13 protein-coding genes are annotated in these 14,674 nt (G+C 74.1%); 2 read left to right on the top strand and 11 right to left on the bottom strand.

All coding sequences use genetic code 11. The features are described 5' to 3' along the window. Positions 1–75: 75 nt before the first annotated feature. The 5 genes from D7M15_RS01295 to D7M15_RS01275 all read right to left on the bottom strand — a co-directional run bounded on the left by D7M15_RS01295 (position 76) and on the right by D7M15_RS01275 (position 7,549). Positions 76–4,059, bottom strand: a complete 3,984-nt coding sequence (locus tag D7M15_RS01295; protein WP_121515784.1) for a hypothetical protein — start codon at positions 4,057–4,059, stop codon at positions 76–78. Between the two features lie 16 nt (positions 4,060–4,075). Then, complete coding sequence (locus D7M15_RS01290; protein WP_127201704.1) at positions 4,076–4,399, bottom strand: hypothetical protein; 324 nt, start codon at positions 4,397–4,399, stop codon at positions 4,076–4,078. A 196-nt stretch (positions 4,400–4,595) separates the two neighbouring features. Beyond that, a complete protein-coding gene (locus D7M15_RS01285) occupies positions 4,596–5,402 on the bottom strand; it encodes an SGNH/GDSL hydrolase family protein (RefSeq protein WP_240649079.1) in 807 nt (268 codons plus the stop codon). 80 nt (positions 5,403–5,482) lie between these two features. Beyond that, the gene (locus tag D7M15_RS01280; RefSeq protein WP_121515782.1) at positions 5,483–6,688 is read right to left on the bottom strand and encodes an alpha/beta hydrolase; all 1,206 of its coding nucleotides are present in this window, start codon (positions 6,686–6,688) and stop codon (positions 5,483–5,485) included. A 228-nt stretch (positions 6,689–6,916) separates the two neighbouring features. Continuing rightward, positions 6,917–7,549 (bottom strand): NAD(P)H-dependent oxidoreductase, encoded by a 633-nt coding sequence (locus D7M15_RS01275; protein WP_121515781.1) that lies wholly within the window; start codon positions 7,547–7,549, stop codon positions 6,917–6,919. Between the two features lie 225 nt (positions 7,550–7,774). Here D7M15_RS01275 and D7M15_RS01270 point away from each other — a divergent pair, with 225 nt between their 5' ends. Next, on the top strand, positions 7,775–8,425 hold the full coding sequence (locus tag D7M15_RS01270) for a TetR/AcrR family transcriptional regulator (protein WP_121515780.1): 651 nt from the start codon (positions 7,775–7,777) through the stop codon (positions 8,423–8,425). Between the two features lie 96 nt (positions 8,426–8,521). Here the strand turns inward: D7M15_RS01270 and D7M15_RS01265 are convergent, their stop codons facing one another. The 3 genes from D7M15_RS01265 to D7M15_RS01255 form a co-directional block, all read right to left on the bottom strand. Further along, positions 8,522–9,871 carry a sugar ABC transporter substrate-binding protein gene (locus D7M15_RS01265; protein ID WP_121515779.1) on the bottom strand — a complete coding sequence of 450 codons (1,350 nt, stop codon included), beginning with the start codon at positions 9,869–9,871 and terminating at the stop codon, positions 8,522–8,524. 74 nt (positions 9,872–9,945) lie between these two features. Continuing rightward, complete coding sequence (locus tag D7M15_RS01260; protein WP_121515778.1) at positions 9,946–10,368, bottom strand: SgcJ/EcaC family oxidoreductase; 423 nt, start codon at positions 10,366–10,368, stop codon at positions 9,946–9,948. Between the two features lie 668 nt (positions 10,369–11,036). After that, complete coding sequence (locus tag D7M15_RS01255) at positions 11,037–11,408, bottom strand: helix-turn-helix domain-containing protein (RefSeq protein WP_121515777.1); 372 nt, start codon at positions 11,406–11,408, stop codon at positions 11,037–11,039. A 148-nt stretch (positions 11,409–11,556) separates the two neighbouring features. On the opposite strand from D7M15_RS01255, the gene D7M15_RS01250 reads away from it, so the two are divergent. Next, a complete protein-coding gene (locus D7M15_RS01250) occupies positions 11,557–12,525 on the top strand; it encodes an NADP-dependent oxidoreductase (RefSeq protein WP_121515776.1) in 969 nt (322 codons plus the stop codon). A gap of 32 nt (positions 12,526–12,557) precedes the next feature. On the opposite strand, the gene D7M15_RS01245 is transcribed toward D7M15_RS01250, so the two are convergent. The 3 genes from D7M15_RS01245 to D7M15_RS01235 all read right to left on the bottom strand — a co-directional run bounded on the left by D7M15_RS01245 (position 12,558) and on the right by D7M15_RS01235 (position 14,655). Further along, on the bottom strand, positions 12,558–13,460 hold the full coding sequence (locus D7M15_RS01245) for an SDR family oxidoreductase (protein WP_121515775.1): 903 nt from the start codon (positions 13,458–13,460) through the stop codon (positions 12,558–12,560). 124 nt (positions 13,461–13,584) lie between these two features. Next, a complete protein-coding gene (locus D7M15_RS01240; RefSeq protein ID WP_121515774.1) occupies positions 13,585–14,118 on the bottom strand; it encodes a TetR/AcrR family transcriptional regulator in 534 nt (177 codons plus the stop codon). Positions 14,119–14,217: 99 nt separating this feature from the next. Then, on the bottom strand, positions 14,218–14,655 hold the full coding sequence (locus D7M15_RS01235) for a GNAT family N-acetyltransferase (RefSeq protein WP_121515773.1): 438 nt from the start codon (positions 14,653–14,655) through the stop codon (positions 14,218–14,220). Positions 14,656–14,674: the final 19 nt, after the last annotated feature.

Genomic DNA, 14,674 nt, shown 5'->3' with positions numbered 1-14,674 from the left:
CGTTGTCAAGGGATCGGAAAGCGCTTTCTCGCCGGACCGTACGAGCGGCCTCACCACCCGCGCCGGCGCCCCCGCTCAGGACGGACGCCGACGCGGCACCCGCGCGAGCGCCTCCCGTACCTGCTCGGCCGGATCGCGTACGCACAGCCCCCACTCCCGCAGCCGGTCCGCGATCTCCGCGATGCCGCGCCCGGTCTGCCGGGCCGCGTTCAGCAGCAACAGGAGCGGGACGGGCTTCGCCCAGTCCGTCGACTCGAGGCGGAAACCGGCCTGCCGCAGAAGCGTCAGCAGCTGCGGGTCACCCGATCCGGGCGTCACCCCACCGGCCAGGGTGAACCCCGCCCCGGTGAGGTGCTCGACGGTCTCGGAGACGGGCACGCCGGTCGCCCGCGCCAGCATCTGCAGGTGCAGTGCGGAGAGCGGCTGTCGCGTGGTCAGCCAGGGCCCGACACCGTCCCCGTCCCTGCTGAGGAGCAGCAGGTCCCTCTCACGCCGCTCCGGCGACAGGAGGGGGATCACCGGCGGCAGGGTGAACCCCAGGTCACCGAGGAGGGCGGCCAGTTCAGTCGGTTCGCGTCCGTTCTCGACCGCGACCTCCAGGATTCTGCCCGGGGGCACCGGCTCCGCGGCGTCGAGCCACCGGTGCCGTTCGCCCGAATCCGACCTCAGCATCTCCAGGTCCGCGGCGCGGACCGCCCGCTCCGTCCGCCAGGGATGCGTGGTCAGCCCGAACGACTCCAGCCGCGCCCGGACCTCCGCCGGAGTGGTCCTCAGCGCCACCGCGGCGGCCGCCACGTGTCCGGGGCGGACCGGAGTCTCGGCCAACCAGGGCCCCGTACCGGAGAGTTCCGTACTGAGCAGGACCGCGTCGGAGCGGTCCAGCCGCGCGGGCAGGTGGTCGGTCTCCGGTACGGAGAAGCCGTACGCCGCGAGCCGCCGCCGTGCGTCGGCCAGGCCGATGCCCCGCTGCGACCGGGCTTCGAGGAGATGGGCGACCGGTACGGGCCGCGTGGTGTCGAGCCAGGGCGACGAGCCGTCCAGGCCGGAGCTGAGCAGGGCGAGGTCCAGCGGGTCCGGAGGGAAGACGTCCGGGAAGTGGTCCACGGGGATGTCGACACCGAGTTCCGCGGCGCGTGCCGCGAAGCGGCGCGGCGTCATCCCCGCCTCCCTCGCCTCCCGGACGAGCGCCCCGGGGAGCCTCGGCCAGTCACCGGCCCCGTCCGCCTCGTACGCGTCCGGCCCCTGGAGGATGAGCGCGTCCGTCGGCCGGGCCACCAACACCTCTTCCCCGGCGTCCAGTTCGGGTACGAGCGCCGCGAGGCGGTCGAGGTCGGCGGTCCAGCGGCGGGCGAGCACACGCCACAGCAGGATGTGGTCGAGCGTGTACCGATGCGGCCGTCTGAGCGTGTGCGCGTCGTCGGCGTTGTGGAACGCGATCTCGACCTGCCGTCCGGCCAGTTGGGGGTCCACCGGGTAGCACCCCTCGTGGGCGTTCCGGCCGGTGGTCTCCTCCCGTTCCAGGGAGAGCGGCAGCCGTGCGGCGTCCGCGGCGGCCGTCACGAGGTCCCCCAGCGGGGGAGTGCTGTAGGCGACCGCGCACAGCCAACGGAACGTCAGCAGCTCCGACCCGGGCCGCACCAGCGGCTCCGTCGCCGCTTCGAGCAGCTTGACGACCGCCGGACCGACGTCCTGGAGGATCTCCGTCCGGTCCACGGAGAGCGCGACTCCCCAGCCGCCGTCCAGATTGACCAGCGCGCCCCGCAGCCAGAGGGAGTTCGCCATGAGGGTGCCGCGGTGCTTCTCGCCGGGCAGGGCGTGCAGTCCGTCCACGAGCAGCCCGCCGCCGTACTGGCACCACATCACCTGGCCGGTGAGCGACCTCCCCTCGTGCTCGATCCGCCCCTGCCAGTGCGCGACCTCACCGTGCGCGTCGATGCCGCGCTCGCCCCAGGAGGGGTCGACCCGGGGCGTCATGACCCCCGGTTCCCAGACCTCGCCGGTGCCGTCCGCGCGCGTCGCCGTCGTACGGAACTCCGCGTAGCCCAGCAGGGACTGGAGCGTGTCCGTCGCGGACTGGTCGGTGGCGTCCTCGCGCAGGTACAGGGTGACGGTGGTGCCCGGCCCGGTGTGTTCCGTCGTACGGGGCCCGTCCTCCGGCTCCTCGACCACCTGGAAGAACTGGCCGGGACCGGTGATCCGGACCGTCAGCCGCCGTCCGGGGGCGCCGTCCCGGTGCAGCCGCCGGGTGCTGACCTCGATCTCGTCGGCCAGCATGAAGTAGCTGAGGACGCCGATGCCGAAGCGGCTGTTCGGCTGCACCGACACCGGCTCGGGCAGCTCGGCCCACTCCGCCTGCTCCGCGAGGTAGGCCGCCGACTCCACGAAGCGGGCGCCCGCCTCGGAGAAGACCCCGGTCAGCTCCTCCTCGCCCATGCCCACGCCGTTGTCCCGGCAGCGCAGGTACGGTCTGCCGTCCGGCGTGGTGCCGTGCATGAAGGCGATCTCGCCCTCGTAACCGGCGGAGTCGGCGCGGCGGCCCAGGCGTTGGGCGTGGGCGCGTTCGCGGGCGCGGCGGTAGCGGCAGGCGTCCAGGGCGTTCTGGTACAGCTCGCGGATGGCCAACGCCGGGTTGCGGTAGAGCCGTTCACCGACGAGGAGTTCCTGCACGGCGGCCTCGTCGAAGCGGAACGCGACGGCGGCGCGCGGCGGGAGTTCGTTCCCCTCCGCGTCGACCTCCACCACCCCGCCGTCCCCGACGAACACCGGCAGGGCGTGCAGCTCGGCGGGCCACGAGCCGTGCTCGCCGCCCCGGTGCACGGCGCGCAGCAGCCCGTCCAGGGTGCGGGCGTGCTCGCGCAGCGCCGTCGCCACGGCGTTGTGCGCGCAACGCGCGTGCAACTGCCGCTCCTTGCCGTTGGCGCGCTGCTCCCACCGGGCGTCGGCCAGCGTCCGGTGCAGCTCGTCGAGGCGGACCTCGCCCGGGGTGCCGAGGTGCCGCACGATCACGGGAGGCAGCTCCGTGGCCCTGATGGCCAGTCCGTGCGCGACGGCGAGTACGACGCCCACGAACCGCTCCCGTACGCGCTGCTCCTTCGACGCCTGCCCGATCGGTGTCCAGCGTTCGGCGGGCAGGAACGGCCGCCCGTCGATGCCGCACAGTTCGTGCGGCGACACGTACGGCGCGCTCAGCAGGCGGCGCAGCGTCCGCGCGTCCAGGACGTCCGCGAGGTCCGTACCGGGTACGCCCGCGGCGGCGAGCAGGGTCACCGGCCAGTCGTCGCGGGCGAGTTCGGGGTCGGCGGCCAGCCAACGGTGGTAGAGCCACCAGGCGATGTGCCGGTGCCCGCCGCCGTCGCCGTCACCGTCGCCCTCCGTGGGGTCCGGCACGCGTTGGTTGGCGCGGCGCACCAGCCGGCCGTACGTGCGCAGGAAGCGCTCGTACGCGACGCGCGCCCCGTCCGGCGGTCCGTCCGCCGGACTCACGGGGACGAGCGACTCGGGCCGCACCGCCAGATGCCGCGCCGCGCGCAGCAGGGGACGGGTGTGGTGAAGCACCGGCAGCAGGCTGAGCAGGGCGGCTTCGGCGGGGGAGAGCAGCGGGCGGGTGTCCTGGCCGCTCCAGAGGTTGTCGAAGAGCCAGTCGACGCGGTAGGCGACCCGTTCCGCGAAGCGCGGCTCGTACCAGGCGTCGCGGCGCAGCGTCCCGCACGCCTCGTCACGGGCGCGCGCGAGCGCCAGCGCGGCCGCCATGGCCTGCCGCCGCAGCGGCTCGTGGTCCGCGCCGGGCTCGACGTACCGCCACGCCGCCGAGTCCGCGACCAGGCTCACCCACGGGTCGGCGGCGGGTGGCGCCGGGGCGGGCGCGGGCGGGTCCGCCGGGGCGGGGTACAGGTGGTAGCTGGTGTAGTAACGGTCCCCGAACTGCTGGTCGTTGGCCGTTCCCTGCTGTACGGCGGCGGGGCCGCGGAAGTCGTTCCCGCCCACCCCGCCGTCGGCCGCGCCGTTGCTCCCGGCCGCGCCGTTCCGGTCCTGGCCGCCGTCTGGCTTTCTGCCGCGCACTCTCGTCAGTCCTCGTTCAGGGGCGGTGGTGGTTCTCCTGGCGGTTGTTCTCACCGCTCTGGACGAAGGCCGGGCCGTGGAAGGTGTTCCCCTGCACGCCGCCGGGCGCCGTCGGGGCGGGCGCGGGTGCCGGTGCGGGCGGCGGGCCGGTGCTCCGCGCGGCGTACGTGCCGTACGCCGCCAGCGCCAGCCCGATCAGCCCGACGAACAGGCCGCCGATACCGGAGAGCTGGTCGGCCCGGTCGAGTCCGACCACCGCGAAGTACCCGCCCAGTCCCACCAGCAGCAGCCCGAACACGGCGGAGGCGACCCACCACTTGGCGCGCGGGGTAAGTGTCATCCCCACAGCATGGTGCGCCGCCGTGACCCCCACAAGTCGGTACGTCCGGGTCACGGCGCGATGGAGCCTCCGCGTGTGACGCCGGTGCACACAGGGGCTGTTGGGACGTCCGGTACCTGCGACACGCGCGAAGTCCCCGTGCCGGAGCGCGCGTTGACGCACCCGTGGGCCCGACTCCCGTACGCCACGGGCGCGTTCAGAGCCGCGCGAGCAGCGGGCGCTTGCCCGTACGCCCGCTGCCCGAGGAGCGGCCGCCCACGCGGCCCAGCAGCCACGGGGCGAGGAACGTACCGATCCACTGGGCCTCCACCCGCGCCGCCTCCCACGGCTTGGGCGTGGGCAGCTCGGGCAGCGGCAGCGTCCAGGAGTCGTCGGCCCCGGGCAGGGCGAGCGCCTGCGCGAAGGCCGCCGCCATGCGCTCGTGGCCCTGCGGCGACAGGTGCAGCCGGTCCGGGCTCCACATGCGCGGGTCCACGGTCACGGGGTGCGCGCCGGTGTCCACGACGGTGACGCCGTGCCGGGTGGCGGAGTCGCGGATGCCCGCGTTGAGGGCGCGGGCGCGCGACGCGATCGGCCGCGCCACGGGCGCGACCCGCCCGATGTCGGGGAAGGTGAGCGTGACGACGTGCGTACCGGCGCCGGTCAGCGCCGCGAACGTCGCGTCCAGGTGCCCCACGACGCGCTCCACGTCGTACCGCGGCTTGAGGAAGTCGTTCACCCCCGCCACCACCGTGGCCAGGTCCGGGCCGAGGGCGAGGGCGGCGGGCAGCTGCACCGTACGGACGTGCTCGGTGCCGCAGCCGCGCACGGCGAGGTTGGCGTAGCGCAGGTCCGGGGACGTGGCCGCGAGCCGTTCGGCGAACCGGTCGGCGACACCGCGGTATCCGGACTCCTCGTCCCCGTCACCGAGTCCCTCGGTGGTGCTGTCGCCCAGGGCGACGTAGCGCAGGTACGGGTGGTGTCCACCGCTCCGGTCCTGGTGCTCGGCGTGCGGCACGGTCACGTTCGGCCTCCTTGTCGATCCGCTACCGGACCCTAAGCGGAGGCCCTACGGGCTGTCGACGCCGCCCCGCGCACGTGGCGCTACGCGCAGTCCCCGCCGGGGGTCCGTTCCCGGTCCCGCTCCCCGTCGGTGTTCGTGTCCCGGGCGCCGGGGAGCGCCGCGGCGAACGCCGCGATCCCGTCGATCAGCGCCTCGAAGCGCGGCGAGTGGAACAGGTCGAACGCGTGGTGCCCGCCGCGCAGTTCGGCCAGGACGACGGGGGAGGCGCTGGTGGCGCGCAGCCGCGCGGCGAACGCGCGGGCGCTCTCCACGGGGACCAGCGTGTCCTGGTCGCCGTGGGCCACCAGGAACGGTGGCGCGTCCGCGGTGATCCTGGCCGGGGGCGCCGAACGGGGGCCGCCGTCGGGGTGCGTGCCGTAGTACGCGCCGAGGCAGACGGCGGCGCTGACCGAGGTGTCGGCGTCCTCGAAACCGGGCTGGAACTCCCGGTCGCCCGCCGTGAGCGCGGCCATCGCCGCGATGTGGCCGCCCGCCGAACTGCCCGACACGACGAGGGTCGCGGGGTCGCCGCCGTACTCGTGCGCGTGCGCGCGTACCCAGGCCAGAATCCGTTTCGCGTCGACCAGCTCGTCGGGGTGCCGGGCGGTCGGGCGCAGCCGGTAGTTGGCGCTGACGCACAGCCAGCCGTCGGCCGCGAGGCGGTGGAGCAGCGGCAGCGACTGGGTGTCCTTGCGGCCCCGCAGGAAGCTCCCGCCGTGCAGATGGACGAGGACGGGCGCGCCGGTGGGGAGCGCGCGGTGGTGGTAGACGTCGAGGAGCTGCCGGGGCCCCGCGTCGCCGTACGGGAGGTCCGCCACGTGCCGTACGTGCCGGTGGCGCCGGAAGAACGGGCCGAGCAGGGCCCGTGCCGGGGTGCGGCCGCGCAGCCGCCGTCCCGGGCGGGTCTCCGCGGCGGCCTGCCAGCGCGCGCCCAGGCCCTCCGCCACGGCCCGCCTGATCCGGCCCCGGTCGCGCAGGCCGCGTACGGCGACGACCGCGAGACCGGCGGCGGTCGCCCCGGCGGCCACGGCGAGCGCCGTACCGGGGAAGCCGTCGAGGTCGCCGCCCGCGGCGGCGACGGCCGACGCGAGCGCCAGCAACGCGAGGAAGAGGAAGGGGAGTTCGACGAAGACGACGCCGAGCAGGAAGCCGGGGCGGGCGAGGGCGAGAGGGCGCCGGAGGGGTTTCAGCGCGCACAGCGTGCCGGTGGCGAGGAAGACCACGGTGAGCAGGTAGCCGACGGGCACGGTGTCTCCAGGGGGCGGTCGCGCGAGGTGTCGCGGCACGTCCGGCGCCACCGCCGCCCCACGGTACGCCGGGGCGCGCGCCGCCGTCACACCGCGCCCCGGCGCCGGCCCGTACGCCCCCGCCCCGCCCGTACGGCCCGTCCCGCCCGTACGCTCCGGTCCAGCCGTACGGGCCGTACCTCCCGCCGTGCGGGCACCGCGGGCGGTGCGGGGCGCGTGCCGGGGGTCTCAGCGACCGGCCAGGGCCTGCCCGGCGTCGCGGGCCTCCGTACGCGCCCGGCCGTGCTGCTCCTCGGCCATGCCGCGCAGGGCCTCCATGCCGGGGGTGGCGGCGGCGAGGGTGAGTTCGCGCCGTACGACGGTCAGTTCGGCCTGCCAGACGTCCGCGAGCACCCGCTCCAGGTACGGCGTGGAGTGGTCCCAGCCCTCCTTCGGCGTGCCCGGCCCGTAACCGCCGCCGAGCGTCGTGACGAGCACGGTGGGGGTGCCCTTCAGCAGCGGGGTGGTGGGTCCGGCGCCCGCGATCACCAGGTCGGCCCAGGTCTTGAAGTGCTGGGAGACGCCGAAGTTGTAGAGGGGCACGGCCAGGATCGCCGCGTCGGCGTCCTGGAGCTCCGCCGCGAGCCGGGCGCCCAGCGCGCCCGCCGCGCGCTGCTCCGGGGTGCGGTCCGCCTTCGGCGTGAACGCGGCGAGGGTGGCCGTCGCCCACGCGTCCGCGGGCAGCGGGTCGGTGCCCAGGTGACGGCGTACGACGGTGCCGTCGGGGTGCGCGCCGGTCCACTCGGCCTCGGCCAGGTCGGCCAGCTCGGCGCTGCCGGAGGTGCGGGGAAGGATGCTCGCGTCGAGACGGAAGAGGTTCATCACGGACTCCTCGGAGGGGTGCGTCGGTACGGGTGGTCACGGCGGTGGCGGTGCGCCTCGGCCCGGTGGTGGCGGGGGCGCACCGGCCGGATGGGAGCGGTGGGTGGCGGGCGGCGTCCGGGTAGGCCGGGGCGGCCGGACGCCGCCCACCGCCCCGGCGCGTCGCTTGCTCGCCAGCATAACCGGACTTCACCCCGCTTCTATTCCCGACGTTAGATTGGGCGGGTGGAACGGTCATTGGTCCCCTTCGGGAAGCCCCGCGCGGAGCGCGCCGACGCGGCGCGCAACCGCGAGCGACTCCTCGGGGTCGCGCGGGAGATGCTCACCGAACTGGGCGCCGAACAGGTCACCATGGACGGACTGGCCGAACGCGCCGGGCTGGGCAAGGGCACGGTCTTCCGCCGCTTCGGCACCCGGGCCGGGATCTTCCGCGCGCTGCTCGACGCCGACGAGCGCGCCTTCCAGGAACAGGTCCTCTCCGGCCCGCCGCCCCTCGGGCCGGGCGCGGACCCGGTCGCGCGGCTGATCGCCTACGGCCGCGCCCGGATCACGTTCCTGCACCGGCACTTCGCCGTGTCACGGGCCGCCCTCGACCGTGGCCAGCCGGTCCCGGTGGGCGACGCCAGCCTCTCGCAGCTGCACCTGCGCATGCTGCTGGGCCGGGCCGTGCCGGACGTGCCCGACCTCGACGTCCTCACCCTCCAGCTCTCCGCCGCGCTGGAGGGGCCGCTGCTGCTGTACCTGTCGATGGGCGGCTCGCCCGACCCGCCCCCGGAGGCGGACGGCGCCTTGGGCGACGGCTGGCAGGTGCTCGTCGAACGCCTCGTGCGCGACCGACCGGGTCACGCGGCCACCCGTACCGGTACGGGCGACTGACCTCTCCAGGGGGCCCGTTCGGTCCCGGAAAGCCGAACGGGCCCCGGAGTCGCGGCGGTTGACCACGCCGCGACTCCGGGGCCCGTGAGCCCTGGCTCAACGCTGGTACTTGCGGCCCACCTTCTCGGCCAGCTTCTGCGACTTCGTGAGGGCGTCGTCGACGGACTGCTTCCCGGCGATCGCGGCGCTGATCTCGTGCGAGACCTTGGTGCCGAGGTCGGTGAACTCGGGGATTCCGACGAACTGGATGCCGGGCGCGGGACGTTGCTGGACGCCAGGGTTACGAGGGTCGGCCTTGTCGATGGCGTCGTGCGTGACCTCGTAGAACTCCTTGGCGTCCTGCTGGTACTCGGGGATCTCGTACGTGGAGGCGCGCTTGCCCGCCGGTACGTTCGCCCAGCCGACCTCCTTGCCGACCAGTTCCTCGTACTCCTTGCCGGAGGCCCACGAGATGAACTTCCACGCGTTCTCCGCGTTCCCCGACACCTTCTGCATGGCCCAGGCCCAGGTGTACAGCCAGCCGGAGCTCCTGGTCTTCTCGACCGGCGCCGGGACGTAGCCGATCCGGTCCTTCACCGGCGAACGGTCCGCCTCCAGCGACCCCGCGCCCGCCGTCGCGTCGTACCACATGGCGGCCTTGCCCTGCGTCATGTTGTTCAGGCACTCCGCGTACCCGGACCGGGCCGCGTCCGGCTCGCCGTGCTCGCGGACGAGGTCCACGTAGAACTTCGTCGCCTTCTCGAACTCCGGCGAGTCCAGGCGCGCTTGCCAGTCCTCGTCGAACCAGGTGCCGCCCATCGTGTTGACCACCGTGGTCAGTGGCGCGATGACCTCGCCCCAACCGGGCAGCCCGCGCAGGCAGATGCCCGCCATGCCCTTCTCCGCGCCCTCCACCTCCGCCGCAAGCTCCGCGACCTCGTCCCAGGTGGGGTTCGCGGGCATCTTCAGACCGGCCTTGGCGAAGATGTCCTTGCGGTACATGAGGATGGACGACTCGCCGTAGAAGGGCGTGCCGTACGTCTTGCCGTCCTCGCCGCTCAGGGACACCTGCATCGGCGTCAGGATGTCCTCGGGGGCGAAGCCCTTGTCCTGGTAGACGAACGGGTCGAGGGCGTGCAGCCAGCGGTTCTTGGCGTAGATCGGGACCTCGTAGTTGCTGACGGTGGCGACGTCGTACTTCCCGGACTGGTTCGAGAAGTCCTTCCGGATCTCCTCGCGGACCTCGTTCTCCGGCATCACCGTGAAGTCGACCTTGACGCCGGTGTCCTTCGTGAAGTGCTCGGCCGTCAGCTTCTGGAGGTCGATCATCTGCGGGTTGTCGACCATGAGCACGCTGAGGGAGTTCTCCGACCCCTCGTCACCCTCGTCGCCGCAGGCGGTGAGGAGACCGCCCGCCACCGCCAGGGCGACGACCACGCGCAACGGGGTGCTGTTCTGCCTGAGCATGTCCTGCTCCGATTCCTTCTCGAATGAACACGGCCCCCGTGTACCTGCGGCTGTCCCGGCGAGCGCGCCGCGCGCTACTCCCCTGAGGGGTCCGGCGCGTCGGGCGGGCGGGGTGCCGGGACCATGTTGTGGAACGCGGCGATCAGCCAGGCCCCGTCCGTCCCCTTCCGGGCCACGGCGAGCGCGTGCGTGGTCACCAGCGCCGTACCGTCGGCGCCGACGACGTCCGACTCGACGTCCACCGTGGCCAGCTCCGGGGTCAGCGCGCGGACCGCGCGGACGCGCACCGAAAGGCGGGTGCCGCGGAATGCCGTACGGAAAAGGTGGGCGTGCCCGGCGGCGACACCGGCGCGGCCGGGCGGTTTCTCGCCACGTACGGTCGTGAAATCGCAGTCGGATTCGAAGACGGCCGCGAACGCCTCCGCGTCGCCCGATTCCCATGCGTGGGCCATCGCGTCCCAGAGGGCGCGGATTTCCTTGTCGTCGGAAAGGGACACGGTTCACACTCCGGCTGCGGTGTGGAGGCGTATGCGCACGTGTACGCGTATGTGAGACGGGAATTCCTCGTGCCGCGCGACGGTGCCGCCTTCCCGGGGCGAGGGCCGTACGGAAAGGGCGTGGCGTGTACGGCCGGTGGCGCGCCCGAGGGGGGCGCGTACGGCCGTGAGGGGAGCGGCGGGGAGTCCGTGCGCCGTGTCGGGCGGTTCCGTGGCGGCGAGGGGCATGGGAGCTTCCTCGAAAACGGAAACGCGTAAACATGGAGCGGGCATGCGAGGCCCCCAGGAACAAGAATGAGCAAGGATGGCGCCGAGTCGGCGGCAGGGAAGCATTGCACGGAACATTCGCGGGAGGCAATACGGCCGCGGTCCGCCGTGCCCGAAGTGTCATGCTTCGAGGCCGGGTTCGTTATGTGCCCTTCTGGGGGATACCGCGCAATGCCCCCTTGGAATGCTTGAAGCGCAAACTAAAAAATCATGGCTCCCGTGACCGTATGCGTGGACTGGATCGTTTTAAACGCCGTTTCCACGTTGCATCGGGTGTTCTCGTGCGCGTGAGGGGGTTACCGGCGGACGCACCGAGAGGGAAAGGAAAAGATTCCCTCAAGCCCGTCCGGCCGCCGCCGTCCCCGCCGCGTTTCTCGTCCCGCACCCGCCGCCGCCCCGGCTCAGTCCGCGCACCCCGCGGCCGTACGGTCCAGGTTGTCCTCCACCCACGCGCGCAGCGCCCGCAGCGGCACCGCCGCGCCGCTCCCGAGCGGCGTCAGGGCGTACTCCACGTGCGGCGGGATCTCCGGGTAGACCGTCCGCTCCACCAGCCCGGCGTCCTCCAGGCGGCGCAGCGTCTGCGTGAGCACCTTCGCGCTCACCCCCTGGAGCCGGTCCTGGAGGCGGCTGAAGCGCTGCGGGCCGTCCTCCATGGCGCCGATGGCGAGCGCGGACCACTTGTTGGCCAGCAGGTTCAGCATCGCGCGGCACGGGCACTGTGCCGCGTACACGTCGTGATCGCTGTGTACGCCCGTGGCGCATGTCGTCGTCATACCGCCCTGACCTCCATGCTTTCCTATGGGAAGTTCCCGCCCTTGCGGGTAACCGTATGCCGGGGCATACGTTCCCGACATCGCCGGGCGGCGCCCACGGCCCCCCGCCCGGCACCCTTCCCGTCTGCTCCACAGGAGTTGGTCCCTCATGTCCACACCCACCATGCGCGCGGTCGTCCAGGACGCCTTCGGCGGCCCCGAGGTCCTGCGCGTCGCCGACGTGCCGCGCCCCGAACCGCTGCCGACCGAGGTGCTCGTACGGGTGCGTGCCGCCGGGGTCAACCCCGTTGACTGGAAGACCCGTTCGGGCTCCGGCATGGCGGGCGTCCTCGGCGCGCCGCCGTTCGTCCTCGGCTGGGACGTGTCCGGCGTCGTCGAGGAGGTCGGCTTCGGCGTGACCACGCTCCGGCCCGGCGACGAGGTGTACGGGATGCCGTGGTTCCCCCGCCAGGCGGGCGGCTACGCCGAGTACGTCACCGCCCCCGCCCGGCAGTTCGCGCGGAAGCCCGCGCGTCTCGACCACGAGGAGGCGGCCGCCGTACCGCTCGCCGCGCTGACCGCCTGGCAGGCGCTGGTCGACACCGCCGGGCTCCAGGCCGGTCAGCGCGTGCTCGTCCACGCCGCCGCCGGAGGCGTCGGCCACCTCGCCGTGCAGTTCGCGCGGCACCTGGGCGCCACCGTCGTGGGTACGGCGCGCGCCGAACGGCACGCCTGGCTCACGGAGTTGGGCGCCGAACAGGTCATCGACCACACCACCGCCCGGTTCGAGGACGAGGCGGGGAAGGTGGACGTCGTCCTCGACCTCGTCGGCGACGACCACGACCGCACCGCCACCCGCTCGCTCGGAGTGCTGCGCCCCGGCGGCCTGTTGGTCGCCGTTCCCGCCGGTGTCTCCCCCGAACTGCGGGCGGCGGCCGACGAGTCGGGCGTCCGTACGAGCCCGTTCCTGGTGGAGCCGGACGCGCCCGCGCTGACCCGCGTCGCGGAGCTGATCGACGCGGGCGACGTACGGGTGGCCGTCGAGGACGTCTTCCCGCTGGACCGGGCCGCCGACGCACACACCCGCGGCGAGACGGGCCGCACCCGCGGCAAGCTGGTCCTGCGCGTCGCCCCCTGACGGAGAGAACCCTCGGTCTGACGGGAGGCAACTCAGTCCGTGTACGCGCCCGCCTCGACGTCCTGGAGCAGGGTCGGCCCGGACGGCTCCCAGCCGAGCAGTTCGCGGGTCACCGCGCTGGACGCCGGGCTGTCCAGGCCGAGGAAGGTGCCGAGGACGCCGAAGCGGGCCTCCGCCTCCGCGGTGTCCAGCGACCGGGCCTCCACGCCCAGCCGCCCGGCGATGGCCTCCGCCAGGGCGCGTACCCGTACGCCCTCCTCGGCCGCCGCGTGCAGCACCGACCCCGCCGGGGCGTGCTCGACGGCGAGGCGTACGGCCCGCGCGGCGTCCCCGACGTGCACGGCGGGCCAGCGGGCGGCGCCCTCGCCCGGGTACGCGGAGACGCCGTGCGCGCGGGCGGCCTCGACGAGCCGGGCGACGAACCCGCCGTCGCCCGCCCCGTGCACGGTCGGCGCGAAACGTACGCACATCGCGCGCACCCCGCGGTCGGCCAGGGCGAGCGCGGCGCGCTCGTTGGCGAACCGGCCGCCCGCGCCCGGGAACGGCTCGGGCCGGTCCGACTCCGTGGCGAGCCCTCCGGGGTGTACCGCGGCCAGACCCGAGGAGACGGCGAACGGCCTGTCCGTACCGGCGAGTTGGGCGCCGATCGCGCCGATGACGGCCCGGTCGGTGCGCACGGCGGTGTCGAAGTCCCCGGCGAATGCCAGGTCGTGACGGAACGCCAGGTGGACGACGCCGTCGGTCCGTTCGGCGCCGGACCGCAGTACGTCGAGGTCCTGGACGTCGCCGCGCAGCACCTCGGCGCCGAGACCCGCGACCTTCGCGGCGGCCGCCTCGGAACGGGCGAGGGCGAGCACCGAGTGTCCGGCGTCGAGGAGTTCGGGGACGACGGCCGAGCCGATCCAGCCCGATCCGCCGGTGACGAAGAGTCGCATTCTGGAGGTCTCCCGGATCTGTGGGTCCGGCCGCGGTCGCGGTCCGGAGGTGTTCCTCGGCGCGGTGCGCCGCTCGGGCCGGCGCGGCGCCCGACTCCGGGCGCCGCGCGGGCCGTCGGGGCGCTCAGGCCGGGGTGGTCCCGGTGAGCGCGCGCGCCCACGGGGCGTCCGTGCGGTCGGCGCCGATCACCCGCATCTGGTTGTCGAGCAGGCTCTCCGCGAAGTACCGGCGGATCGCCTCGTCGGGAAGCGCGGAGTGGGCGCGGATCACGGCGTACTGCGTGGCGTAGCACTCCGCGACGGCGGCGCGGATCTCCGGCTCGTGCGCCGCGCACGCCGCGTGGGCGAGGAAACGGACGAGGTCGCGGTCGCCCGCGATGTCCCCGGCGGCGGAGCGCAGGGCCCGTTCGCCGTCCTCGTCCCGCGCGAGCAACTCCTCGACGAGCGCGGCGAGTCGGGCGCCGCAGTGCTTCAGCGCGGCGACGAACAGCGACGTCTTGTCGGGGTAGAGCTTGTAGAGGTACGCCTGCGAGATCCCCGCCGCGCGGGCGATCTCGGTCGTCGTGGTCGCGTAGAAGCCGCGCCGGGAGAAGACCTCGACGGCGACGGCGTCGACCTCCTGGCGTCGGGCGTCGGAGGTGGAGAGCGTCCGTGACATGGTGAGTAACCTACCACTCACCAAGCGGGCCGTACGTCCTCCCGGCACGTTCCGGCCCTCCGGCGCGGCCGTACGGCGAACGCGTCGGGTGCCCGGCCGCTACAGGGCGAGCAGTCCGGCCGACGTCTCCCGGAAGCCGCAGGCGTCGAGGTAGAACGGCCGCAGCCGCTCCTCGAAGTCCACGTGGAGCCAGGCGCACCCCGCTCCGCGCGCCTCCTCCGCGGCGACCGCCACCAGCCGGGCGCCCACGCCCTCGTGGCGGTTGCGCCGCGCCACCACGGTGTCCAGGAGGAAGGCGTGCTCGCCGCCGCCCCAGGCGACGTTCACGAAGCCCGCCAGGGAACCGTCCGCGCGGGCGCACACCCAGCCCAGGCTGTGCCGCTCCAGCCGCTCCCGCCAGCCGGTACGGGCGGGGTCGCCGGTACGGGCCGGGCCGGTGGTACGAGCGGGAGTGGCGGGACGGCCGAAACCCTCCGCGTGGAGCGCGTCGAGGGCGGCGTCGTCGACGGCGCCCCGCCACTCGTACCGGATCAGCACGGCCGCCGCCGCGCGTCCC

Origin of the sequence: Streptomyces sp. Z26, from assembly GCF_003665095.1 — a bacterium.
GTDB lineage: Bacteria > Actinomycetota > Actinomycetes > Streptomycetales > Streptomycetaceae > Streptomyces > Streptomyces phytohabitans.
Note: the sequence above shows the minus strand (reverse complement) of the source record. Positions and strands in the feature narration are given on the sequence as shown.